The organism is Psychrobacter sp. GP33 (genome assembly GCF_014119005.1).
Lineage (GTDB): Bacteria > Pseudomonadota > Gammaproteobacteria > Pseudomonadales > Moraxellaceae > Psychrobacter.
Window position 1 is genome coordinate 210,362 of record NZ_JACGYX010000005.1, and the last position, 24,751, is coordinate 235,112.

At 43.3% G+C, this 24,751-nt stretch carries 26 protein-coding genes; 11 read left to right on the plus strand and 15 right to left on the minus strand.

Annotation, left to right across the window (positions count from 1 at the left end):
- Positions 1-149 precede the first annotated feature (149 nt).
- The 4 genes from H2245_RS08705 to gmk all read right to left on the minus strand — a co-directional run bounded on the left by H2245_RS08705 (position 150) and on the right by gmk (position 4,391).
- Positions 150-530 carry a RidA family protein gene (locus tag H2245_RS08705; RefSeq protein WP_182407009.1) on the minus strand — a complete coding sequence of 127 codons (381 nt, stop codon included), beginning with the start codon at positions 528-530 and terminating at the stop codon, positions 150-152.
- Between the two features lie 198 nt (positions 531-728).
- Complete coding sequence (locus tag H2245_RS08710; protein ID WP_182407010.1) at positions 729-2,915, minus strand: bifunctional (p)ppGpp synthetase/guanosine-3',5'-bis(diphosphate) 3'-pyrophosphohydrolase; 2,187 nt, start codon at positions 2,913-2,915, stop codon at positions 729-731.
- Between the two features lie 412 nt (positions 2,916-3,327).
- The gene (gene rpoZ / locus H2245_RS08715) at positions 3,328-3,588 is read right to left on the minus strand and encodes a DNA-directed RNA polymerase subunit omega (protein WP_182407011.1); all 261 of its coding nucleotides are present in this window, start codon (positions 3,586-3,588) and stop codon (positions 3,328-3,330) included.
- A 170-nt stretch (positions 3,589-3,758) separates the two neighbouring features.
- The gene (gmk, locus tag H2245_RS08720; RefSeq protein ID WP_182407012.1) at positions 3,759-4,391 is read right to left on the minus strand and encodes a guanylate kinase; all 633 of its coding nucleotides are present in this window, start codon (positions 4,389-4,391) and stop codon (positions 3,759-3,761) included.
- 128 nt (positions 4,392-4,519) lie between these two features.
- On the opposite strand from gmk, the gene ispH reads away from it, so the two are divergent.
- From ispH to H2245_RS08770, 10 genes are all read left to right on the plus strand, one after another.
- Positions 4,520-5,476: a 4-hydroxy-3-methylbut-2-enyl diphosphate reductase gene (ispH, locus tag H2245_RS08725; RefSeq protein ID WP_182407013.1), complete on the plus strand. Its 957-nt coding sequence runs from the start codon at positions 4,520-4,522 to the stop codon at positions 5,474-5,476.
- 92 nt (positions 5,477-5,568) lie between these two features.
- Positions 5,569-6,384, plus strand: a complete 816-nt coding sequence (locus H2245_RS08730) for a thioesterase family protein (protein WP_182407014.1) — start codon at positions 5,569-5,571, stop codon at positions 6,382-6,384.
- Between the two features lie 162 nt (positions 6,385-6,546).
- The gene (htpG, locus tag H2245_RS08735; protein WP_182407015.1) at positions 6,547-8,520 is read left to right on the plus strand and encodes a molecular chaperone HtpG; all 1,974 of its coding nucleotides are present in this window, start codon (positions 6,547-6,549) and stop codon (positions 8,518-8,520) included.
- Between the two features lie 234 nt (positions 8,521-8,754).
- Positions 8,755-10,221, plus strand: a complete 1,467-nt coding sequence (locus H2245_RS08740) for a C13 family peptidase (RefSeq protein ID WP_182407016.1) — start codon at positions 8,755-8,757, stop codon at positions 10,219-10,221.
- Between the two features lie 333 nt (positions 10,222-10,554).
- A complete protein-coding gene (fghA, locus tag H2245_RS08745) occupies positions 10,555-11,445 on the plus strand; it encodes an S-formylglutathione hydrolase (RefSeq protein ID WP_182407017.1) in 891 nt (296 codons plus the stop codon).
- Positions 11,446-11,712: 267 nt separating this feature from the next.
- On the plus strand, positions 11,713-11,976 hold the full coding sequence (locus H2245_RS12185) for a TIGR03643 family protein (RefSeq protein WP_310734130.1): 264 nt from the start codon (positions 11,713-11,715) through the stop codon (positions 11,974-11,976).
- A gap of 99 nt (positions 11,977-12,075) precedes the next feature.
- Positions 12,076-12,774 (plus strand): ribulose-phosphate 3-epimerase, encoded by a 699-nt coding sequence (gene rpe, locus H2245_RS08755; protein WP_182407018.1) that lies wholly within the window; start codon positions 12,076-12,078, stop codon positions 12,772-12,774.
- 98 nt (positions 12,775-12,872) lie between these two features.
- Complete coding sequence (locus tag H2245_RS08760; RefSeq protein ID WP_182407019.1) at positions 12,873-13,235, plus strand: hypothetical protein; 363 nt, start codon at positions 12,873-12,875, stop codon at positions 13,233-13,235.
- Positions 13,236-13,325: 90 nt separating this feature from the next.
- Entirely contained in the window at positions 13,326-13,637 is a 312-nt protein-coding gene (locus H2245_RS08765; protein ID WP_182407020.1) for a hypothetical protein, read from the plus strand.
- 188 nt (positions 13,638-13,825) lie between these two features.
- A complete protein-coding gene (locus H2245_RS08770) occupies positions 13,826-14,137 on the plus strand; it encodes a hypothetical protein (protein ID WP_182407021.1) in 312 nt (103 codons plus the stop codon).
- Between the two features lie 141 nt (positions 14,138-14,278).
- Here the strand turns inward: H2245_RS08770 and rpmG are convergent, their stop codons facing one another.
- Positions 14,279-14,434: a 50S ribosomal protein L33 gene (rpmG, locus tag H2245_RS08775; RefSeq protein WP_045444249.1), complete on the minus strand. Its 156-nt coding sequence runs from the start codon at positions 14,432-14,434 to the stop codon at positions 14,279-14,281.
- A 39-nt stretch (positions 14,435-14,473) separates the two neighbouring features.
- Positions 14,474-14,710: a 50S ribosomal protein L28 gene (gene rpmB, locus H2245_RS08780; RefSeq protein ID WP_062533707.1), complete on the minus strand. Its 237-nt coding sequence runs from the start codon at positions 14,708-14,710 to the stop codon at positions 14,474-14,476.
- A gap of 482 nt (positions 14,711-15,192) precedes the next feature.
- Between rpmB and H2245_RS08785 the strand changes: the two genes are divergently transcribed.
- On the plus strand, positions 15,193-17,196 hold the full coding sequence (locus tag H2245_RS08785) for an Ig-like domain-containing protein (RefSeq protein WP_182407022.1): 2,004 nt from the start codon (positions 15,193-15,195) through the stop codon (positions 17,194-17,196).
- Between the two features lie 102 nt (positions 17,197-17,298).
- On the opposite strand, the gene H2245_RS08790 is transcribed toward H2245_RS08785, so the two are convergent.
- The 9 genes from H2245_RS08790 to H2245_RS08830 all read right to left on the minus strand — a co-directional run bounded on the left by H2245_RS08790 (position 17,299) and on the right by H2245_RS08830 (position 24,691).
- Positions 17,299-17,889, minus strand: a complete 591-nt coding sequence (locus H2245_RS08790) for a HupE/UreJ family protein (RefSeq protein ID WP_182407023.1) — start codon at positions 17,887-17,889, stop codon at positions 17,299-17,301.
- Between the two features lie 133 nt (positions 17,890-18,022).
- Complete coding sequence (gene ureG, locus H2245_RS08795) at positions 18,023-18,670, minus strand: urease accessory protein UreG (protein WP_182407024.1); 648 nt, start codon at positions 18,668-18,670, stop codon at positions 18,023-18,025.
- Between the two features lie 84 nt (positions 18,671-18,754).
- Positions 18,755-19,444 (minus strand): urease accessory protein UreF, encoded by a 690-nt coding sequence (locus H2245_RS08800; protein ID WP_182407025.1) that lies wholly within the window; start codon positions 19,442-19,444, stop codon positions 18,755-18,757.
- A gap of 1 nt (position 19,445) precedes the next feature.
- Positions 19,446-19,916, minus strand: coding sequence for an urease accessory protein UreE (ureE, locus tag H2245_RS08805; protein WP_182407026.1), 471 nt, complete (start codon positions 19,914-19,916; stop codon positions 19,446-19,448).
- A 21-nt stretch (positions 19,917-19,937) separates the two neighbouring features.
- Positions 19,938-21,644 carry an urease subunit alpha gene (gene ureC / locus H2245_RS08810; RefSeq protein WP_182407027.1) on the minus strand — a complete coding sequence of 569 codons (1,707 nt, stop codon included), beginning with the start codon at positions 21,642-21,644 and terminating at the stop codon, positions 19,938-19,940.
- On the minus strand, positions 21,637-21,957 hold the full coding sequence (locus H2245_RS08815) for an urease subunit beta (protein WP_182407028.1): 321 nt from the start codon (positions 21,955-21,957) through the stop codon (positions 21,637-21,639). Before H2245_RS08815 ends, ureC begins: the two co-directional genes overlap by 8 nt.
- A gap of 11 nt (positions 21,958-21,968) precedes the next feature.
- Entirely contained in the window at positions 21,969-22,271 is a 303-nt protein-coding gene (locus H2245_RS08820; protein ID WP_062533700.1) for an urease subunit gamma, read from the minus strand.
- Between the two features lie 215 nt (positions 22,272-22,486).
- Positions 22,487-23,350, minus strand: a complete 864-nt coding sequence (locus H2245_RS08825) for an urease accessory protein UreD (RefSeq protein WP_182407029.1) — start codon at positions 23,348-23,350, stop codon at positions 22,487-22,489.
- A gap of 549 nt (positions 23,351-23,899) precedes the next feature.
- Complete coding sequence (locus H2245_RS08830) at positions 23,900-24,691, minus strand: cytochrome c biogenesis protein CcsA (protein WP_182407030.1); 792 nt, start codon at positions 24,689-24,691, stop codon at positions 23,900-23,902.
- Positions 24,692-24,751: the final 60 nt, after the last annotated feature.

The window sequence follows — 24,751 nt, forward strand, 5'->3', positions numbered from 1 at the left end:
ATAAAATATAAAATATAAAAACTATTAAACCATTCAACGCAAATAAGCCCAAATAAATATATTCGGGCTTATTGATTCACTACAATAGCAGCAAGTTTTAAGTTAATAATAATGTTTCGGCTGTACCGAATAACTAAGTTATAAAAGTCTTAAGCAATATATAAAATAGACTCAATCTCAACCACACCACCTTTAGGTAGCGCCGCCACTTGCACCGCAGCACGTGCAGGATATGGCTCACTTAAATTTGCCACAAATACTTCATTAAGTGCAGCAAAGTCATTTAAATCGGTTAACGACACGTTAAATTTAACCACGTCATTTAAGCTACCACCAGCGGCTTCGCAAATGGCTTTGATATTTTCAAAGGCTTGCTTCGCTTGGGCTGCAAAACCTTCTTTTAGCTCCATAGTCACAGGATCAAGACCAAGCTGACCTGAGATGTATACCGTGTTGTCAACTTTTACTGCTTGTGAGTAGGTGCCAACAGCGGCAGGGGCTTTATCAGTTGAGATAGTTTGACGAGTCATGATATGTCCTTTTGGGTTTAAAATAGGTTAACTTTTAATATCGCTAACGTTTGAGCAGCTGGCTAGAGAATTTATACCTAGCCATGATAAAGGGTTTTATCCTCTTTTTCATGGTTTATTTAGCAGCAATCGCACATCACCTTAACTAAAAATCTTACAACCCCTAACATTAAAAATCATCATTCAAAGCTGGTAATCTTATAGTTGATATAGACGCATTATATTAGGGAAGCCCAATAAAGAGCGCATACTACGAATACCTTGGGCTAAATGAATACGACTACGAACGATAATATGCATGATGGTATCGCCACTGCGTACATCAACGGTTTCGATACCGATATTTAGCTGACGTAAATGATAAATGACTTCACTGATTTGCTCATCGCTTAGGGCAATGGATAGCTTTAAATACGCTGGGAAACGGATTTTCTCATCGTATTCGCCGTTATCATTGCGTCGAATGGCTTTATCGTCACGCCAGCGCAATTGGATGACTTGATAAGGATTGTCCTTACGAATATCATCGAGAGAAAAGCATTTATGTCGATGGGCGACCAGTCCGTGGCGTGATAAGTGCCCAACGATAGGATCACCATAAATTGGATGACAACAGTTGGCAAAGTCCAGTTCAACGCCCGCAGCATTGGCGACTAGCTGCTGCGGTTGCACCATATCAGTACCGTGCTCTTGTGATTGGATACAGGCGACTTCATCGCTAAACAGCCGTGAGACGACAAGTTGGGGCAGTAAGGTTCCAGAGCTGATTTGCTCAAATAAAGTGTTCTTTTCGCTCAAACCGCGCCATTCAAGTAGATTTTCCCAGTCGCTAGCGCTCAAGTCATCAAGGCTCTTCTGATACGTTTGTAACGCACGGTCCAATGCTTGCTGTCCATGACGCTGCTTGTCTTCGGGCGCTAAATCTTTGAACCAACGCAGAATCTCTTCACGCGCTTTGTTAGTCACTACAAAGCCAAGCCATTCCGCTTTTGGCTCCGCATCACTTTCAACTTCAATCTCAACCGTTTGCCCGTTTTTGACTACCGTACCCAAACGTGCTTTTTTACCATCAATATTGGTACCTACCGCGACGTTACCGACCATAGGACCTACCGCATAGGCAAAATCGAGCGCGGTTGCGCCTTGTGGCAACTCATAAGCACGCCCTTGCGGACTGTAACAAAGAATTTTACTAGAGTGCAGGTAATCCATAAGATCGTTAATAGTCGATACCGCCGCTGAAAAATCTGGGCTATTCTCATTTAACGTGTCTTCATCTACCAAATCTTTCATGTTACGCAGTGATGCTTGAATGACTGATTGGCTCACATCAGAGGCGTGCTCAGCGCCAATGACCCCAAGTCGTGCCGCATGTTGCATCTGTTTGGTTAAAATCGTGGCTTTAACAAAGTCATTATCGCGCTCATAAATCAGGGTCAGCGATTGATTGCCACCAGGTAGCGGACGGCGAATATTGTCTTGGATATGGGCATCATCAATTTGATATTTTTTAATCAAATAATACGCCAGCTTATCGCATTCCTCAATATTATCGAGCACAATCTCAAACGCATAATGGCGTAATAACGCATTGATTTCACCGCGATTACGAAAAAATTGGCGGAAAATAACCACACGATTGTCCAATACTTTAACGTGTCCGCTCAGTCCCAGATTGGTCAATACAATGGTTAAATAGCGATGAATGGCTTCTCGCTGAAAATTACGTCCAAGCCCATGTTGCAACAATTTATCAGACAATTTGTTATACATATCAGAATCAAGGTTGCGATAACACAGCACCTCGATATAATCAGCAATATCATTTAGCCCCATCAATCGAGCGAAGGGAACATAAAAATCCAACGTTTCTTGCGCCGTTGAGCGCTGTTTTTCAGGGCGTACCGAATCAAGGGTAGACATATTATGCAGACGGTCAGCGAGCTTAATAATCAATACGCGCGGATCATCAAGGGTAGCGGTCAATATCTTGTGAAAGGTTGCTGCCTTATTTTCTTGCTTATTGTGCTTCGAGGATTTTAGTTTGGTCACACCATCGACCAGTCGCGCCACCACTGTTCCATAACGCTGCGCCACCTGCTCATCACTTACTTCCGTATCTTCTACCGTGTCGTGCAAAATCGCAGCGATAATCGTGTCGCGATCCAAGCGAAAGCCTGCCAATATTTCAGCAACCGCAATCGGATGAGTGATATAAGGTTCTCCAGATTTACGCTTGTCTTTAATATGGGCAATATCACCGAACTCACAAGCATCAATAATATCGCGCCGTTCAGCCACACTCAAATAGCCGACCGAACGTAGCAAATTATATTGAGCTTCATCAACCATATGATGACTGAGTTTGGGCAAGGTTTGGCTCATAGAGTGACTATCCTATTGTATTTACTGAACAGCTTAAAGGGGCTATAAGAGTAAAGTTAGCAATTAACTTAGAAGTAAAGAAGGTAACTCAGAAATAAAACAGACACAGCATAATGAAAAACGAAAGAAGGTACTGCTAGAATGGGTATAGTTATAATTTATAAACCACCCTCTAATTAATCGCAAATTGACATGAATGTCAACCACTAACCGCAAAGAGAGGGTAAATAAAGCTGAAGGTTATTATAACTATTGGTTATCAATGTTATATAAACGGCAAAAACCACAGCATTATACTGTGGTTCTTAAAATAAACATTTGTCTGTCTTGTTATATGAATGGATAAATAATTAGTTATCAACTAGTACCCATAAATATTTATAAGATAATGCTTATTGATAAGCAAATACATTTAGAAGCCGTGATTGCCCGATAATGCTAAGTCTAACGAGCTGGCAGCAAAATGATGCTCTGGCTGATTAAGGATATCACGAGTGATTTTACCCGCAGCGATTTCACGTAATGCCAATACCGTTGGCTTATCATTATCAACGTCTACTAATGGTTCAGCAGTACCTTTAGCCAATTGACGGGCGCGCTTACTGGCGACCAATACCAACTCAAAGCGATTATCCACATTATCCAAACAGTCTTCAATCGTTACGCGTGCCATAGATAGCTACCTCGGTTGTGTTTATCAGCGGCTGAGCACGGCGTACAGGAGCACGTACTGCCTTGATAAAATATATCATAAAATGTAGGGGTAATAACTCGCTATTATAGCATTTTTTAGTCATACAAGCAGAGGCTTTTTAGCGCAGTTTACCAAATGCTTTTACGGTATTACTGAGACTGACTGCCATCTTTTTGTAATAAGGTAGCAATGGTGGTTTGATAACGGCTTTGTTGCCGCGAAAGCGTTTGTCGGTCAGCGACGATAATGGCTTTTAATTCCGTTAATGCGACTTCAAAATTATCATTAATCACCACATAATCGGCATGTACATACTGCGACATTTCATGTACTGAGCCAGCTAAACGCTGTTCGATGACGTCTGTACTATCGGTGGCGCGCGTTGAGAGACGCTGGCGCAAGGTTGCCACGCTTGGCGGTAAAATAAAAATCATGGTGGCGTCGGTAAAGAGGCGTTTAACTTGTAATGCCCCTTGCCAGTCAATCTCTAAGATCACATCAATACCCGATTCTAATTGCGCGCGGACACTGTGCTCGGACGTGCCATAATAATTACCAAACACCTCAGCATGTTCTAAAAATTTGCCTTCACCAATCGCTGAGGTAAAAGTCTGTATATCAGTAAAATGATAATGCTGACCATCAATTTCACCCGGGCGTGGGCTACGAGTGGTATGAGACACACTGACTGTCAAGTCATTGGTGGTGGCAAGCAGCTGTTTGACCAATGAGGTCTTGCCTGTACCTGAGGCGGCGGTGATAATAAATAATGAACCTGTCATACAAGGTGTCCTAAAAGAGAGGAATGGGGTTGAAAGGTGCGGAGAAAGAGCGAATTATGCTAAAGTAGCAACTCTTGTTAGCCTAATTTTTTTAGCCCAATCTAAATTATCCAATGATAGGTCGTCTTATGCAAATTTATCTTGCCAATCCTCGTGGGTTTTGTGCTGGTGTCGATCGCGCCATTGCTATTGTCAACCAAGCTTTACTGCGTTTTGAGCCACCCATCTATGTTCGTCATGAAGTGGTGCATAATAAGTTTGTGGTGTCAGACCTTGCCAATCGCGGTGCGGTTTTCGTTGAAGAGCTGCATGAAGTGCCTGACGGTGCCATTGTGATTTTCTCCGCCCATGGGGTGTCAAAAGCGGTTGAAGATGAAGCAGCGCGCCGAGATTTGACTGTATTTGATGCCACATGCCCGCTAGTGACCAAAGTGCATATGGAAGTGGCAAAGTTCGCCCACGACGGTATGGACGCAGTATTAATTGGTCATGCAGGACACCCTGAAGTGGAAGGTACGATGGGGCGCTTTAGCCATCTGCATGGCGGGCACATTCATTTGGTTGAAAATGAAGAGGATGTTGACAAGCTGATTGTACAAGATGCGGAGCGTTTAGCCTTTGTCACTCAAACCACCTTATCGATGGATGACACCGCGCGCGTTATCGATGCGCTGCGCACTAAATTCCCCAGCATTCAGGGACCGCGCAAAGACGATATCTGTTATGCCACTCAAAATCGCCAAGATGCAGTTAAAGATTTGGCGGGTCGTTGTGAGGTAGTACTGGTAGTAGGTTCGCCAAACTCATCAAATTCCAATCGTTTGCGTGAGCTTGCTGAACGTATGGATTGCCAAGCCTATCTGATTGATAACGCCAGTGAAATGGACAGCAGCTGGTTCATGAATGTAAAAACCGTTGGGGTAACAGCGGGTGCGTCCGCGCCTGAAGTTTTGATTCAAGAAGTGCTGCAGCAATTGCAAGACTGGGGTGGAGAAGTGCCGGATGAACTTGCCGGTATTGAAGAAAATGTTACCTTTAGCTTGCCAAAAGAGCTGCGTATTCCCGTAGCCCAAGTAAATCTTTAGGTGTTCATTATAGGACAGCTGTTTGGTTAATATTACATTAGACGATATTAATAATACTCCTAACTCCAAATTAAGCTAGATTAAGGACAAGCATGAGCGCGTATTACCAGTTTATCAATCGTGAACCCCAAGCCGATGGTAGCCATGTGGCGCGTTATCAACCCACGTATCATACCCAAGGGACATGGAATCCTGATGACCAGCACATGGCGTCAGCAACTGGATTATTAACTCATGAGCTAAGTCAGTTCGCACCACAAAAGGATATGCGACTTGCACGCATTAGCCTAGATATCTTAGGGCGGATACCGTTAGCAGAAGCCAGTATTACCACCCGCTTTATCCGTGCTGGCAAGACCATTGCGCTTATAGAATCTGTCCTTAGCTGTCAAGGTCGTGATTGCATTATTGCGCGTGCGTGGCGATTAATGACGCAAGATACTCGTGCGATTGCTGGAATTGAAGATTCAGTTGCTCTTTATCAGCCTGAGCAATTGCCTGAATGGCAAGAGATGCACAAGTGGCCAGGCAGTTATATTAAAACATTAACACTGGTATCCGAGCCAAATCGCCGTCCCGGTCGTGGCATGGTTTGGGTTACGAATGATGTCGATATGATATCAGGCGTACCAACAGAAGATTTAACCCATTTGATGGGCATGGTTGATACCGCCAATGGCGTCGTGCCGCGTACCGGGCTGGGCTTGGATGAGGCACAATGGATGTTTCCCAATACCGACCTACAAATTCATATGCACCGCTTGCCACAAGGTCGGTGGCTTGGTCTTGAGGCTGTCCAGCAGTATGGAACTGATGGCATCGGGCTGACCAGTGCTATATTGCATGATGTTTATGGTCCCTTTGGGCGCAGTGAGCAAATTCTTACCGTGCGTCCAATGCCGTGCTAATTGGTAAGTGCTACTTGGTTAACTGCTATCAATAATGGCGTTTATGATAATAAAGCTATGCTTCATGCTTGAAATTTTTTGCTATGCCCCTATTTGTATAAACAGTCCGTCAGTTTGAACGACGGTAACTTGTTACTTTTATTTATTCATTAAGGAGCGGTTATGAGCGAACAAACCTCAGCAGACAACCAAAACCCAGAATTAAAAAAACATACCTTTGAAGCAGAAGTTGCCCAATTATTACATTTGGTGACCCATTCACTGTACTCTAATTCTGAAATTTTCGTCCGTGAATTGGTGTCCAATGCTTCTGATGCTTGTGATAAATTGCGTTTTGAAGCCACCAATGACGACAGCCTGTATGAAGATGACGGTGAGTTGCGCATTCGTATTGCAGTCGATGAAGACGCTAAAACCATTACCTTTGCCGATAATGGTATTGGCATGAATGAAGCTGATGCGATTGAAAACTTGGGCACGATTGCAAAGTCTGGCACTAAAGCTTTCCTAGACAAATTGTCTGACTCTCAAAAGCAAGATGGTCAGTTAATCGGGCAGTTCGGTGTAGGTTTCTATTCTGGCTTTATCGTCGCTGACACCATCAGCGTTGAAACCCGCAAAGCTGGCGATGCCGAAGAAAATGGCGTGCGCTGGGTATCTGATGGCACGGGTAGCTTTACGGTTGAAAAGATTAGCAAAGCAGAGCGCGGTACCAGTATCACTTTACATCTAAAAGATCAGTACTCTGAAGGCGAAGACAGCTATTTAGACCGTGGAAAAATTAAGCAGTTAGTGAATAAATATTCTGACCATATCAGTTTGCCGATTCAGATGCGTAAAGAAATTTGGCAAGAAGACGTTAAGGAAGATGAAAACGACGATACGCCAGCTGGCGGCGAGATGGTATTGACCGACGAATGGGAAACCATTAATAAAGCCAGTGCGTTATGGACACGTACGGCGTCTGAAGTTGAAGATGATGAGTATGTCGATTTTTATAAAAACATCACCTATGACATGGACGCGCCGCTCGCGTGGACGCATAACCGTGTTGAAGGTCGGGTTCAATATACCCAGCTGTTATATATCCCGAAAAAAGCGCCAGTCGATTTATACACACGCGAGCAGCAGCATGGCTTAAAGCTATACGTGAAGCGCGTCTTTATTATGGATGACGCTGAGCAGTTGCTACCGATGTACCTGCGTTTTGTAAAAGGTGTCATTGATTCAGCCGATTTGCCATTGAACGTCAGCCGCGAAATTTTACAAGAATCGCGTGATGTTAAATCTATCCGTGATGGTAACGCCCGTCGTATTTTGACTTTATTAGCAAGCCTAGCTAATAGCGAAGATGTGGACAAACAAGAGAAGTTTGCGCAGTTCTATGCTGAATTTGGTGATGTCATCAAAGAAGGCGTTGGCGAAGACATGGGCAACCAAGAACGTATTGCCAAATTATTACGCTATGCGACCAGCACCCAAGATAGCGAAACTACTAGCTTTGAAGATTATAAAGCGTGTATGAAAGACGGTCAAAAAGCCATTTATTACCTAACGGCTGACAGTCTGGCAGCAGCAAAAAATAGCCCACAATTAGAGCTATTTAAGAAAAAAGGCATCGAAGTTATCTTGATGACCAGTCGTGTTGATGAATGGGCAATGAATTTTTTAACGTCATTTGATGAGATGCCGCTGCAAAATATCGCTAAAGGTGCAGTAGACTTGGGCGATTTGCAGGATGAAGCCGAAAAAGCTGAAGCTTCAAAAGCTGAAGAGACGCTCAAGCCTGTGGTTGATAAATTCAAAGCCGCATTAGGTTTGCGTGCCAAAGACGTCAAAGTATCAACACGTTTGGTCGATAGTCCAGCCTGCCTGGTCGTTGGTGAAGGCGAGCTGTCGCCACAAATGATTCAAATGCTTAAGCAAATGGGGCAGGATGTTCCGGAAAGCAAACCAACGCTTGAGATTAATCCTAATCATCCACTGATTAAAAAGTTGGAGACCAGCGAGCAATCTGATGCTGATTTTGACACTTTGGCACAAGTGATTTTTGATCAAGCATTGTTAGCAGATGGCGGTCAATTAGAAGACCCAGCAGCTTATCTCAAACGTGTGAATGAACTATTAATGCGCTGATATCTATTTAGCTGTCATTCAATTTGAATAGTAGGCTAAGAAAAATAAGAGCGTTGAATAAAAAAGAGGTCTTAGTTTAAGACCTCTTTTTTTTATGAGATTTACAAATCATCCTTATCGTCTTTACTCACAATCCGTTACAATCGCGATAGATTACCAAGATAGACTATTGAAAAGTATTATCAAATTATTGATACCGCTCTTTTTCTCTCGACTGACCAGAGGTGTAAGTCTTTGTCACTTTCGTCGCTCAAAACCATCTCTCTTCAGCGTTTTTCGCTTAATTTTGCCGCCAATATTATCGCCTCGTTGTGGATGTTGGTGGGGTCAACACGCGCCTTTTCATGGGTTAAGCCTACCTTTATGCAGTTTGCTACTTTTGCGTTATTAGCGCTCGGTAGTAATGTGTTGTTTTCATGGCTGGCTGCCGAAAGTGGTAGCGTGTTTAATGAGCAAGGGCTGGTTAGCTATCTGATTTGGCCAACGATTATTTTACTTGGCGGTATCATTTTAGCGCGGCGTGCGGGTAATCAGTCGCTGGTGTTTGTTCCTGTCATATTGTGGTTAGTGGCGGATACGTTATCAGCTCTATTGCAAAGCGCGGTGCAGTTTTTGGGTAGTCATGGGTGGTTGCCAGAGTGGAGCTATTCTTTTTTACCGATATTGTTTTTAATATTATTCTTATGGCAAACGCTGGCATTATTGTGGTTATTTGCTCGTCGTCTGCGAACCCCATGGTGGGAGCGTTTAATCGTTTTAGTGGGCGCGGTTGCACTACTGACTATTTGGCAAGGCAATATTGCCGACCAGCCTATTTTTAAACAAATTCCGGTACAGCCTGTATTGGAAGAGGCAGCATTGTACAAGCAACCGCATCTATTAGCGCAAGCGTTAGCCAGCATTAAGCCGAATATACCGGGGAAAAGTGATTGGTATTTTATGGGTGTAGCGGGATTTGCTGAACAAAATGTCTTTCGCTCTGAGATTAATCGCGTTCGTGAGTTGTTTGATGTGCGTTTTGGCACCAGTGGCAACTCGCTCACATTGATTAATAATACCTATAGCTGGCTCGATGAGCCAATTGCTACTAAGACCAGTATTTTGCAAGGGTTAAAGCGAATTGGTCAGCAAATGAATGCCGATGAAGATGTGCTGTTATTGACTTTATCTTCGCATGGCACCACAGATATTGTGCAGCTTGCTAACCCACCTATTGAGATGGAAGATTTAGATCCAGTATGGCTGCGTCAGGCGCTGGATGCATCCGGTATTCGCTGGCGTGTCATTGTAGTGTCAGCTTGTTATTCAGGCTCCTTTATTGATGAATTGCAGTCACCAACCACAGTGGTAATTACCGCCTCGGCTGCTGATAAAATGTCGTTTGGTTGCACTAATACTGCAGAGATGACTTATTTTGGACAAGCCTTTTTTGCTGAAAGTCTACGTGAAAATACCAGCTTTGCCGCCGCATTTAAAGATGCTAGCTTACGGATTCGTGAGCGTGAAGGCTTTATGGGTTTTGAGCCATCAAATCCGCAAATGGTCGTCGGTAGCTTAATGAAAACCGCGCTACCTGCATTCGAGCAAGTATTGTTTGATAAGACTCGTCCGCCTACTCCCAGTGTTAGTAATGATAATGCTATTGTGGGTAATGCCATCAAGGATACTAATATTCGTATTGTGCCTGAGGCGGTACAGTAGCACGCAGTCACTATAAATATACTACCCATCAATGCTGCTAAAGAATTTGAGTAATTTTTCTTTAAAGAGTCTTAACCTTATATAAATATTTATGGCTATATAAAGGCTTAACAAGCTCTTATATAAAGCCTACAGTTTAGTGGAACTAAGTTTGTATAATGGAAACTTAGCATTAAGATTGATTCTAAAAATAATAATAAATCATACTAATCCTATATTTTGTACGCGCTATGCACCAGAGTGTTAGCGCCTTTTTATTAACTGCTATTTTTGCTCTTCACTAATTTTAATGATTTCGATTTGTATTATTGTCATATAAAAGGAACGTCTATCATGAGTATCCCTCAAGCCCATAGTTTGCCTGCCAATACTAAGCTGACTACGATCAGTACAAACCGTTGTTTTGATGGTGAGCAGCGCTATTATTGCCATCAGTCTGACGCGACAAAAACGGCGATGACCTTCAGTATTTATTTGCCCGATGAGGCGCTTGCCGGACACTTATGCCCAGCCATCTTATATTTGTCGGGGCTAACTTGTAATGCAGATAACGTCACTCATAAAGCGCATTTTCAACAAAAATGTAGCGAGCTTGGCATGATATTTATTGCGCCAGATACTTCTCCTAGAAGTAGTGATGAGCAGGATGTGCCAAATGATGAGCGTTATTTCGTCGGGCAAGGGGCGAGCTATTACGTTGATGCCACTCAGGCGCCGTGGTCAGACAACTTTAATATGCAAAGCTATATTGCCGATGAGCTATATGATTTGTTGCGTACCGAATTTGGTATTGCCAGTATCGGGATTATGGGTCACTCAATGGGTGGACATGGCGCGCTACTATTAGGCTTTACCTTCCCTAGTAAATTTGTCAGCGTATCGGCTTTATCGCCGGTCTGCGCCGCCAGTGAATCCGCATGGGGTCAAGCCGCTTTTACAGAATACTTTGGCGATGATAAAGAAAAATGGCAAGCGTCCGATGCCGCTCACACTATTGAAGCTGTCGGTCAGCAGTACACCAGTATTTTGGTAGATCAAGGCGCTGCCGACGAGTTTTTAGCAGATGGGCAATTACAAACGCCAAAGTTGCAGCAAGCGTGTGCGAAGGCAGGACAGCCATTAACGCTACGTTATCAAGCAGGTCATGACCACAGCTACTATTTTATTCAATCGGTAATTGAAGATCATATTGAGCACCATTGGCGCATGGCACAGTTGAGCTAACGAGAGCCTGTGTTTTAAGGGCGCAACGACATAATGATTCGTATAATTTTTTAAAGTTAGTTTTTTAGAAGTTAATAACTTAGAAGCGAAGTTCTTATGAAAAACCTTTCGTCGTCTCTTGCTATCATGCAAGCGGATATAGATAAAGCAATACGAGCAAAGCGACAAGCTGATATTGATGATTTAAGGGTTGTCACCCATACTGTTAAAGAAGGTGGCGACAAAAGTATCGAGACATCAAATGAGCGCTTATTAAAAGCTACCAATGTGGCGTTTAATAAAGTACTAAGCGTACCTGAGCTGTCACGTGTAATAGAGATGGCGTGGGAAGATAGAACACCGTTTACGGCGATAGCGCAAAGTTATGGGCTTAGTGAGGCAGATGTGATTATATTGATGCGTCAGGAGCTAAAGCCTTCTTCTTTTCGTTTGTGGCGACAGCGGGTAAGCGGTCGCGCGACCAAACATCAAGCAAAGCGTTCTTTTATAGTGGGTCGCGCTTATTGCAAAACGCAATATAAGCCACAATAATGGTATTATTACGCCATCTTAAATTTTTAAACATATTTATCTTTTCTAATATTTAACTTGTCTACAATCTCTAGCAAACCCTAACTAGGTAGCTCAACTATGATCTGTCCCTCTCAGCCTTATTTAATCGCTCCCTCTATCTTATCTGCTGACTTCGCCCGCTTAGGCGAAGAGGTAGAAACGGTTCTAAAAGCAGGGGCGGATATCATCCATTTTGATGTGATGGACAATCATTATGTGCCCAACCTCACGTTTGGGAGTATGATATGTAAGGCGCTGCGTGATTATGGTATTGATGCACCCATTGATGTACATCTGATGGTATCTCCTGTCGATGGCATGATTGAGCAGTTTTTAGAAGCGGGTGCCAGCGTTATTACCTTTCATCCAGAAGCCAGTGCTCACGTTGATCGCTCATTGCAATTGATTAAAGATGGTGGTGCAAAATGTGGATTGGTGCTTAACCCTGCCACGCCTCTACATTATTTAGATTATGTTATGGACAAAGTTGACCAAATCTTATTGATGAGCGTCAACCCGGGTTTCGGTGGTCAGTCCTTTATCGAGAGCACTTTAGATAAGGTACGTGCGGTTCGCAAATTGATAGATGCTAGTGGTCGTGATATTCGCTTAGAAGTGGATGGTGGCATTAAAGCCAATAATATTCGCGCCATTGCTGAAGCAGGGGCAGATATGTTTGTCGCTGGTTCTGCCATCTTTAATCAAACAGATTACTGTGCCGCTATTGATGCTATGCGTCAAGAACTGTCACTTGTAAACAGTGCTATTGGTGAATAATGATTAATAAAGGTTTTATTAAGTTATTGATTTATCAGCATATAGCCTTATTAAAGTATTAATCAATATCATCATGATACGCACAACAGAGGTAAATTATGAATACGCAAGATACGGTGACCCCGTCCGCGTCTACAAATGCGCAAGGTTATCAAAAATCCTTTAAAAAACGCAGCCTCGTACCTAAGGGTATTACCATAGGGTTAGCACTATTTGCCCTTATATTAAGCCTTGCAGGTTACGGCTTTCGAATAATAGCCGGCGATGATGTTGACGATGTACTGCGCCACGCGATTGTCTTAGTGCCCGCATTTGTTGTTGGTATTCCACTTCTGTTTTGGCTAGGCTCAAAGGTATTTAATAAGCTTAATGGTGTGCATATTGAAGGCTGGAATGCGATTAGTCTTGGCTGTCTGACCTCTTGTATTGCTATGCTGTGGTTGATGGGTGGCTACAGCTAATTGTTTGTTAAATTTTTTTCTTTAACTCTATTGATGTCTTTAATCGATGTGATGTTTATACGTCATGCGTGATTATTTTTGGAAACTTGCATGCGAATCGTACCGACAGCTCTTGCCAATATTATTTATCCTAAAGACTTGCCGAACGGTCTATTTACCAGCTTGATTATCGGCTGTTTGTTGCTCGGTTTAGCGTCATTACGTCATGGCACCGACTTACAAGGCTGGCTGAACGTCATCGAAAATTGGCTATTGATGTTACTAATATTACCGACTGCTACTGCCACGGTCGCGCTACCGTTTAAATATCGTGACCCTAGTTTAGAGTTAAAACTGGTTTACTATTTGGGTATGTTTGTAGCGTTTTTATTTACCATAGCTAAGTTACGCTACTGGCGCTAAGCCAACTATTAGCGTTAAAGTGGCTATTTGGTTCATTGTTTTTGCTGGTTTATACAGAAGACTTATCAGAACTCCCTTGAATTTGGTAAGCAAAGCATCCATTGTAAAGGTAATGTATTTGCCCCTTTTTGTCATAAGGTAAGGCGCTATATAAAATGATAAAACGGGATAATAAGGAAAAACACTGAATGCCATATGATATTGATAATGAGATAGAAGTAGACAATGATAGCCCTGACTCTTTTGCAGGCTTCGCCAAAGAGACGACGCTTGAGTTGGTAGAGGCAGAAGATGGCAAGTTGGTGTTGCGTGATGCCGAGAAGAGCGATGAGCCATTAATGACCATTGATTTCTCTGATAAGCTGAGAGAGATACTTGGCAGTGATACCCAGTCGATTGGTCAGCATATGATTCATGCGGCTATTCAGGTCATTATGAAAAAGCAGATGAGCCAATGGCATGCTCATGTCTATGATAAAGAGCCAACGCATTATAGCTAACAAGTTAACCTTTATTTGATATCGCGAATGTTAATAAAAGTCATTAAGTTATGATTAAAGATTTTAATAGTAAACAGCAAACAATAAAAAAGGGTTTATCAATCGATAAACCCTTTTTTTACGTTAAATAATCAATAAAAATTATTTAATTTTTGCTTCTTTAAACATCACGTGTTGGCGAATTTTTGGATCGAATTTCTTCATCTCCATTTTGCCAGGCATCGTGCGCTTGTTTTTGGTGGTGGTATAGTAATAGCCAGTACCAGCCGTTGACACCAATTTGATTTTATCTCTCATGATAGCTTTCCTTTAAATGATGGCATGCAAGCGCGTGGCTTAAACTTTTTGACCTTGTGCGCGCAAATCTACTAGCACTTTATCAATACCTAATTTGTCGATGATACGCATACCCTTAGTAGAGATACGTAGACGTACAAAACGGTTTTCAGATTCTACCCAAAAACGATGATGATGAAGGTTTGGTAGAAAGCGACGACGGGTTTTGTTGTTTGCGTGCGAAACATTATTACCCACCATAGGGCGCTTTCCAGTCACTTGGCAAACTCTAGACATGGCGAACTCCTAATCTATGAGGTATGAGGTTTTCTCATACCAGGTCTGGGCAAGTTGCACGTATTTGCGGCATGGACACAGCAAGCGGCACCGTTGCACCAAACAAAACTATATGAAGGTTGAATTGATATTTTTGTCATCTAAAGGCTAATAACATCAATATCAATTCAGAAAATTTTAAAGCCGACATTTATACCATAAATTTTATGAATATTCAAATTTTTTGTAATGACGGTGGCTATAAAAGCTGCTTATTATACCCTAAATTTAAGTGGCTATGTTATTGATTGTATGATGCAAGCGCCGAACATTCAGTTGTAAGTCAGATAAAAATTCAGTAAAGTTATTGTGATATATAGCATACATTCTGTTACTCTTGCCTTTATCTATTTCTAATAACTATTACATTGAGTTAACCACCTAATACTGATGTATATTTATTTTTGCTTTTTTTACATTCTTGCTGCCGCGGAGCCTAAATCATGTCCCATATTTCACTACCTTCTGCTACTAAGTTGTTTCAACTAGCTTCTTTAACTTGCGCGCTTGCATTAGGTGGCTGTGGCGGTGGTGATACGGTGGATGTGATTACGCCCGCGCCTGGTACAGGTGGTAATACGGGTGGTGGTAGTGGTACAGGAACGCCAGCTAGTAAGGTTAATATAACCACTCTTTCTTTAAAAGATACGAATGGCAATTTAACACGTACGATTAGCTCTGAAGGAGCAGTTGCTAGTGTTACTGTCACTGATGCTCAAGGACAGCCTATCAGTAGCGCTTTAGTTACTTTTGAAGGTAACGGAGTCAAATTTGGCACTAGTAATGGGTCAGTACTGACAAACGAGAAAGGAGAGGCGAGTACCTCTGTTAAACCGTTAGATAACACAGATACCGGCAGTTATCAGGTGAAAGCTACTGTTATGGAGAATGGATTGACAGCGACAACGCCTAGTTATAACTTTACATTACAGTCAGTAGATATTGTATTAGAAAATATTATGCTGTCTTCCTACAATTTAGTATCAGGCGGTAATGCAAGCATTACGTTAAAAACAAAAGATACTGTGAATAGTCTTTATAAAAATGATTCTACTGTAAACTTTACGGCAAGTTGCGGTACTTTTGACAACAATAACGTAGTATCAAGTAACCAAGGCGATGTGGCTACAACCTATAAGGCGATAGACGAAAATGGTAACCTTTGTGAAGGACAACAAACTATTACTGCAACCCCTATAAATAGCCAATCGAACAAACAAGCAGTGACAATTAATATTGCCAACGTACAAGCCAGTTCGGTAGTTTATACGACAACAAATAAAGTGCAATTAGGGGCTAATAACAGTGGGTCATCAAGCTCAGGAAAAATAGAGTTTACAATATTCGCAAATGGTCGACCGGCAGCCAATCAACAAGTAGAAATAAGTAAAGTGTATGCACCTGCTGATTTTAGTTTTGTCACACTGAATAATCAATCTCCTCAAATAGTAATAACCGATGGGCAAGGTCAGGTTATGATTAACCTGTATCCAGGAGCATTACCCGGGCCTGTAGAAATAAAAGCGACTTTAAAATCTAATGCCAATATATTTGCATTATCGAAGGATGTCTCTGTAGCTACAGGACGCGCCACCCAGAATGGCTTTAGTGTTTCTATTACTAAAAATGTATTAGCTAATGAGCGCGATGGTGATGTTTCAACTATTAAAGTAAGCTTAGTAGATAGAACTGGTAACCCCGTGCCTAATGGCACGGTAGTAAGTTTTGTTTCGGAGGGTGGAAGAGTATCGCCAAACTGTACAACTAAGGACGGTATCTGCTCAGTTGAGTTTAGCACTCAAAATCCATACCCTGCAGACAATCGTGTCACCGTTATCGCTTATGTAGAAGGTGATAAAGCCTACACAGATATTGATGGCGATAACATGTTTGGTGTAGGAGATATATTAACTCAAAATATTGGTGACTTTTTCCGTGATGATAACGAAAATAATCAATATGATGCTAATTTAGGGGAATTTATATATAGAAAGGGCGCATCAGACGCTCTGTGTGCACCATCGTTAGTTTATCAGCCCAATATAGCAGGCACCTGTGACAATGGTCTGGCGGCAACATTACGCTATCAGTTTGTCTTGGGCTTAGCTAGCAGTACACCTGTATTTGAAGCGTTGCCAGATACATTGCCTGCCAAATCTGGTACTAGATATTTCCAGATGTTCGGTAATTCAATGCAGTCTGTATCTATGGTATCAGGTACTACAATTAGTGCCACTGCTGAAGGTAGTAGCTGTAAAGCTGAATTTGTTAGTGGCTATGAGACAGTGCCAAATACTGTTCCATTAAGTAATAAAGAAGCTTTTGAAAAAGCCGTTAGATACGGGTTTAGTTACTCTGACTGTAATGCTGGTGATAAAATAAAAGTAACGGTAACAACACCTGCACCATCTGCTAATGTCACTACTAAAAATATTAATATTATATAAAGCCAAGCTCAGGAATCTAATATCCAAATAAAAACCCCCGATATCATATCGGGGGTTTTTATTTGTGCTTATGAAATCTGTACTAAACTTATAAAGTAATCATTACATCACGCTTAAGATACCAAATAAGCCTGCACCCACAATAGCAACACCACTGGTTTTAAGTGCCATAGATTGCCATTTGCTTGCGCCAATACTAGCAAGTGCGCAGCCTGCTAAATGGAGAGCAATGGTCGCTAGCATAAAGCCTGAGACATAGCTCATTGCCGCTGCGTTGGCTGGTAGCTCAATACCGTGCGCATTACCGTGCAATGTACCAAACAACGCACAACCTACTGTTAAGGCTGGCAGATAGCTTGCGCGCCCAAAGGCGAGTAACGCGCCTAATGCCACAAGTGATAATAAAATGTCTGTTTCAACTGCGGGAATTGCCAAACCATTCATGCCAAGTAACGCACCAATCAGCATAAAGCTGACGAATGCCACTGGCAGTTGCCATGCGATTTTTTGACGTCCCATCACTGCCAACATGCCAACGGCAACCATTGCCAGCAGATGATCCCAGCCTAATAACGGATGCAGCATACCTGAGAGCATACCTGCGGTTTCATGACCAGGATGAGCAAACGCGACTGATGGCAGTAGACCAAAAGAGGCAAGTAGTAGGGCATGACGCATTTTATGTGTGTTCATAAGAGTTCCTAAATATAGATGTCTAAATATAAGTGCCTAAAGGTCAATACTTAACTATAGACAATAGGGCAATGGTATATGTGCTGTTAGATTAAGTGAACTGTTTATTACGTGCTTAAACTAAGCATTTAGCCTATGCCTCACTGGTGACCACTGAAAAATCAGCTGGCAACGGTGCAAGCATACCTTCACGTTGAATAAACTTAATAATCTCAAGTACCCCATCACCGCGCTCTAAATTTGCAAATACAAAAGGACGTTCGCCACGCATGAGCTTGGCATCGCGTGCCATCACCTCAAGTGAGGCATTAACCAGTGGTGCTAAGTCAGTTTTATTAATAATTAATAAGTCAGACTTGGTGATACCCGGACCGCCTTTACGCGGAATCTTATCACCGGCACACACATCAATCACATACAGAGTCAGGTCTGATAGCTCAGGGCTAAAGGTCGCGGATAAATTATCACCGCCACTTTCAACCAATACCAATTCTAAATTTGGGTGGCGCTCTTGTAGGGTATCAATAGCCGCCAAATTCATCGAGGCATCTTCGCGAATCGCGGTATGCGGGCAGCCGCCTGTCTCAACGCCCATAATGCGATCGTCAGACAATGCCTGATGGCGCAGTAAAAATTGTGCATCTTCTTTGGTATAAATGTCATTGGTCACTACTGCCAAATCATAATGACCACGTAATGCCAAACATAACTGACGTAAAAGTGCTGTTTTACCTGATCCAACAGGTCCGCCGACACCGACTCGTAAACATTGAGTTGTCATGATTGTCTCCAAAATAAATAAGGGTGATAAAACGGTGGTGATAAAGCAATGCGCGTTATCACCAAAAATTGTTTTATAACGAAATCAGCTGCGAAACAAACGCGAATATTGCGTTTCGTGAATGCAGCTGGCGTGCACTTGCCCAAGCAAGCTTAAGCCAAGTTGGTCATCTTCGAGCTGTTGCGCCACGGCAAAATGTGCCAATAGCGCAGGTTTTAGTGCAATTAAGAGTCGCTGAGCTGAGGTTTGCCCTAATGGAATGGTTTTGCTCGCTACCGTAAGCTGATTTTCAAGCCAGCTCCATAAATAGCCAAGCGCCGCCCATGAGGCATTTAAACCCCAATGTTCAGCCGCCAGACTATAAACTGCCATAAAAGAAGGCTCAGTCGGCAATGAGCTGACGTCGAGCGCTTGCCCTTTTAGTAGTCGTACTAATGCCAGTGCAAGTTGTTCATCTTCAAATAACAATTCATAACTTTCCCGATTGGCGCGTAAAAAATCACTCCAATATTGCAGCTGTTGTGTATCGTTTTCAGCTCTAGCAGCACACAAGCGCAGCAATACAGGAATATCCAAATGCGCCAATCCATTTAACATCCCATCGAGCCAGCTTTGCAATTCCGCTTCGGTTTTCACCCAACCAAGTTCAATGGCTGACTCTAAGCCGCTAGAGTAGGCAAAAGCACCGATGGGTAAAGCAGGACTGGACAGGTGCAATAGCGCCAGTAATTGCTGAGCATCATTGTCTACAGCCGCCTGTTTAGTGGCATTCATATTAGTGTTCATGGTGATGATTGTGGCTGTGCTCAGGACTGTGCGCATGACCATGGTATGCGCCTGCTTCGGGATGAAAAGGTGCATCTTCAGTAGTTAAGCGCAGACCTAAATGCTCCGCTAAATGTTCAAGCACATGATCGGGTTGAAAGCGTAACCAGCGATCGCCTAATTGCAAGGTAACGTGACGGTTGCCCAAGTGATAGCAGGCGCGGGCAAAGCTTGCCCAATCATTAGCATGCGCGGTGACCACGTTTTCAGGTTTAGCCACTACAGCAAAAACTTGCCCATCCTCTGCTTGCAGTTTGTCGCCATCAGCTAACACTTGACCACGCTCTAAAAACACACCCAATTCAACTCCGTTCTCGCTCACCGCTTTAAAGCGACCTTTTTGGCGCACTTCAAACGGCAAGGTCACGCTATCGTCGACCGCTTGCGTCGTTTGTCCTAAATAGTGAATGATTTTTAACATAAGTTTTCCCCATTAGGCGTCTTAAAACAACATATATAATTGTGCCATTGGTAGCACTTCGGCAGGCTCGCAGGTCAATAACTCTCCATCACAGCGCACTTCATAGGTCTGAGCATCGACTTCAAGCTCAGGGGTTGCGCCATTATGGATCATGTCTTGCTTTTGAATCGAGCGGGTATTAAAACAGGCATTAAGCTCACGAGTTAATGCTAGCTTGGTTTTAATATCACGATCGAGTGCCGCTTGGCTAACAAAGGTAATGCTAGTAGCAGCTGCACCGCGACCTTGAGCGCCAAACATTGGACGGTAATGCACTGGCTGCGGGGTAGGGATTGAGCCATTAATATCGCCCATTGGTGCATAAGCAATCATACCGCCTTTTAAAATTAGCGCAGGCTTGATGCCAAAAAATGCTGGATCCCATAAGACTAAATCGGCAAGCTTACCAATCTCAATAGAGCCGACCACATGCGAGATGCCATGAGCAATGGCAGGATTAATGGTGTATTTGGCAACATAACGCTTAGCGCGGAAATTATCGCAACCTAGTTTTTCATCTTCGGGTAATAAGCCGCGTTGTTGACGCATTTTATGTGCCGTTTGCCAGGTGCGGCAGACCACTTCGCCCACACGTCCCATCGCTTGACTGTCAGATGAAATCATTGAGATAACACCCAAGTCTTGCAAAATATCTTCAGCCGCAATGGTTTCTTTACGAATACGCGAGTCTGCAAACGCCACATCTTCTGGAATATTGGGGTCTAAATGATGGCAGACCATCAACATATCCAAATGCTCGTCAACAGTATTCACCGTATAGGGGCGCGTAGGATTGGTTGAAGAGGGCAGCACGTTGGACAAGCTACAGGCTTTTAGAATATCAGGGGCATGACCGCCACCAGCGCCTTCTGTGTGATAGGTATGAATGGTGCGCCCTTTAAATGCGCCTAGTGTGTCATCGACAAAGCCGGACTCATTTAACGTGTCAGTATGAATGGCAATTTGCACATCATATTCTTCCGCAACCGCTAAGCAGCAATCAATCACCGCAGGGGTTGAGCCCCAATCTTCATGGATTTTTAAGCCGATAGCGCCAGCGTCAAGCTGTTCGCGCAATGGGGCAGGCACGCTAGCACTGCCTTTACCCATAAAGCCAAAGTTCATCGGCAGCTCATCGGTCGCTTGTAGCATGCGTGAGATATGCCATGCGCCAGGCGTACACGTGGTTGCTTTACTTCCCGTTGCTGGACCTGTACCGCCACCAATCATGGTCGTTACACCTGAACATAACGCTTCTTCAATTTGCTGTGGGCAAATATAATGAATATGCGTATCGACGCCGCCTGCCGTGAGTATTTTCCCTTCACCAGCAATCACTTCACTACAAGCGCCCAAATTGATGGTCACGCCGTCTTGAATATCAGGATTGCCCGCTTTACCAATGGCAACGATACGTCCATCTTTAATACCGACATCGGCTTTGACAATACCCCAATGGTCTAGAATCACCACATTGGTAATCACCGTATCAACGGTATCGGCATCGCCAAGTTGGCTTTGACCCATGCCATCACGGATGACCTTACCGCCACCAAAGCTGACTTCATCGCCATAAATGGCATGGTCGTGCTCAATTTGAATCCATAAATCGGTGTCCGCCAAGCGAATTCTATCGCCCGTGGTCGGACCGAACATCTCAGCGTACGCACTGCGACTGATTCTAGACATTTTGATCTCCTAATGTGCCCATAACCTCACCGCGAAACCCATAAACGCGGCGCAATCCACCCAGCGCCACTAAGGTGACCTCACGGTTTTGACCGGGCTCAAAGCGAATGGCGGTACCGGCTGCGATATCAAGGCGAAAGCCACGTGCCAGCGCACGGTCTAACAATAGTGCTGGATTAACTTCAGCAAAGTGATAATGTGAGCCGACTTGAATGGGTCTATCACCGGTATTAGCGACCATAATAGTGCGTTTTTCACGTCCGATATTTAGCTCAATATCGTTTGCACCCAGTTGTAATTCTCCTGGCTTCATTGGTATTCCTTTTACTGAATCGGATCGTGCAAAGTGACCAGTTTAGTCCCATCAGGGAACGTGGCTTCCACTTGTACTTCATGAATTAACTCAGGTACTCCATCCATCACTTGCTCGCGTGTGAGCCAATTACGACCGCTCCCCATCAATTCTGCCACCGTACGACCGTCACGTGCGCCTTCCAAAATAGCCGCGGACAAATACGCCACCGACTCTGGATAATTTAACTTTAAACCACGTGCTAGACGGCGCTCTGCGACCAAGCCTGCGGTAAATAACAGCAGTTTGTCTTTTTCTCTTGGCGTCAATTCCATAATGTATATCCTTGCTAGAAAGCCATTTTTTAGTCCACCAAATGTAGGTAAATAAAAAACAGCGGTGTTAAAAGGTGTTGATTTTGAAAATATTTTCTAGAATTAGTACTAAAATTTTTGTTTTAAAATTAACCGTTGCCAATCGAATTAGTAATCGTATGTTTAATAAAATAGAGGATTAGACTGTAAATGAATCGTGATGCAGCGAATGCTTATTACGTCAGCCAAATACGCGGCGTGCAAGCCGGTCGTCCTAATAATGGCGGGCGAATCAACGCCCATGCGCGCCACATACCCGCGCGGCACTCATTCATATCCTCACCCAAATAGCGCACCAGTAACACGCCCAAGCGCTGGGTAACCGTAAAGGCAGGGCTGGCAAGCTCAGCGCGGAGCGTCGTTGTCAGTTCGGGGTTGAAATCTGCGCCATACGCGACTAGCGTGCCAAAAACGGACTGATTATGTAATCCCACACGACTGTGGTGCAAGCTACTATCGGCAACCAATTGCAAATGCTCATTGAACAGTAAGCGTCCATCTCTCGACAAGCGAATACGTTGGTTTAATGACCCTTTAGTAAAGCGTGCATCAGATGCCGGACGACCCAAACATACCAAATCCCAGCCAATAAAACGCGCGCCAGTGTCCAGTTCAATATGGGTATCTAACAGGGCATTAGCATCACTATATACGATGGTTTCTTGTGGTAACCACTCACATTCTGCATTATCTGCCAGCGTAATATGAACAGATTGACCTTGTACCACGCCATCGCTGTCGCGCCCATAGACTTTGCCCGCAGATGGCGTGGTTAGCAGCGTTTGACTATTAGCAGCGCCATGAATATTGATAGTGAGTTTATCGCCAGACACCAAACCACCAGGCGGATGCAGCACATAAAGATGGCAAACACCGCCTTCCGGATAAAAAGGCCGTTGAATACGTAAAGGACCGGTAAAAGCCAGTTGTTTGAGGTGGGTTTTAGCGCCTGTTGGTACCAGCTTTAGATCAAGCTTGGCGAGCCATTGTCTATCGGTACCGTAACCAAGCGCGGCTGTGGGGCTGGACACTGTATTCATGGTCATAACCGTGTGGTGATATTAAGATAAAAAGGATGTTGGAATAAAAAAGGGCAGTAGATAACATGGCGTGCTACACAGACCACTATTATTACCACACAAAAACAGGCTTTGTAATGAATATAGGATGACGGTTATAAAAGTCAGCAGGTACGCTGGAAACTAAAATGGGCGATAAAAGAGGTAAAGCAACCTAAAAAACGGTAAAAATAGTGAGGCATAGGCAACGATGCAAAAATGATATTTTTATGATAATTATATGTTGTGACTGTCTATGATATTTTTTAATAATAATCATATGGTGATTATTTATGGTATTTTTTAATAATAATTATAGGGTATCGCAAAGAGGCATGGCGAATATCAGTCAGTGATGATGATATTTATTAGACGTAACTAGTAGCGTAAAGTATCGCCAAGCACCATTACTGAGTCGCTATCATTATCAGTAGCTCAAGTAACCTCGCTACCTCATTTCGAATGAATTTTACGCCTATCATTTATGATTGAACAGAAAAAAATGAAAAAAATATTGTACTCTCGACAAAATTAAAGTAATAATTCCAGCACAAATTTACTACCCACAAAGCCAATTGCCAGCAAAATAAAGGCATAAATAGTGATATTTGCTGCTTGCTTGCCGCGCCAGCCTGCGCGCCAATTGCCGACTAATAACATTCCAAATAGCAACCACGACAACACGCTGAATACCGTCTTATGGGCGATGTGCTGTGCCATTAAATCTTGCACATAAATCAAGCCGAGACCCAACGCGATGCTGAGCAGCACAAAGCCAACCATGATCATATCGAATAATAATGCCTCCATACTTTGTAATGACGGCAACTTATTGACCCAAAAACGATGAATGGTGGTTTGTTTTAACTCGCGAATTTGTAGACGTAAGAAGAGTGCTTGCACCGCTGCCATGAGTAGCACACAATAAGCGGCAAGTGAGAGGATGATATGTGCCTCAAGCCCCATACTGACATCGGTTAGCGGCTGATAAGGCGCACGCCCAATATAACCGATAGTGACACCAATAAGTGCGGTTGGCGCAGCAAGAATACCTAAGCTGACAATGGGTCGGTATAAACAAAATAGCCCATAAAACAATAAGAAAAATAAGCTGATTAAACTTAACGTATTGAATAAATTGAAATTTAGCCCATACAAAGTCACGATATAAGGATAGAGCAGAATCGCGTGCGCCAGCATACCGATGAGCAGAACACTTAGCGTGCCCCATTTATGGATTGGTCTATCGGTTGCCAACGCCCAACCCAAATAGATACCGACCAAAATATACGCCATACTAGCGATTAAAAACGCAACGACCACAGGCAAGCCTCATTGAATAGCAGGAGCATCCTTAACTTATGGATATGGTCACTTACGGAC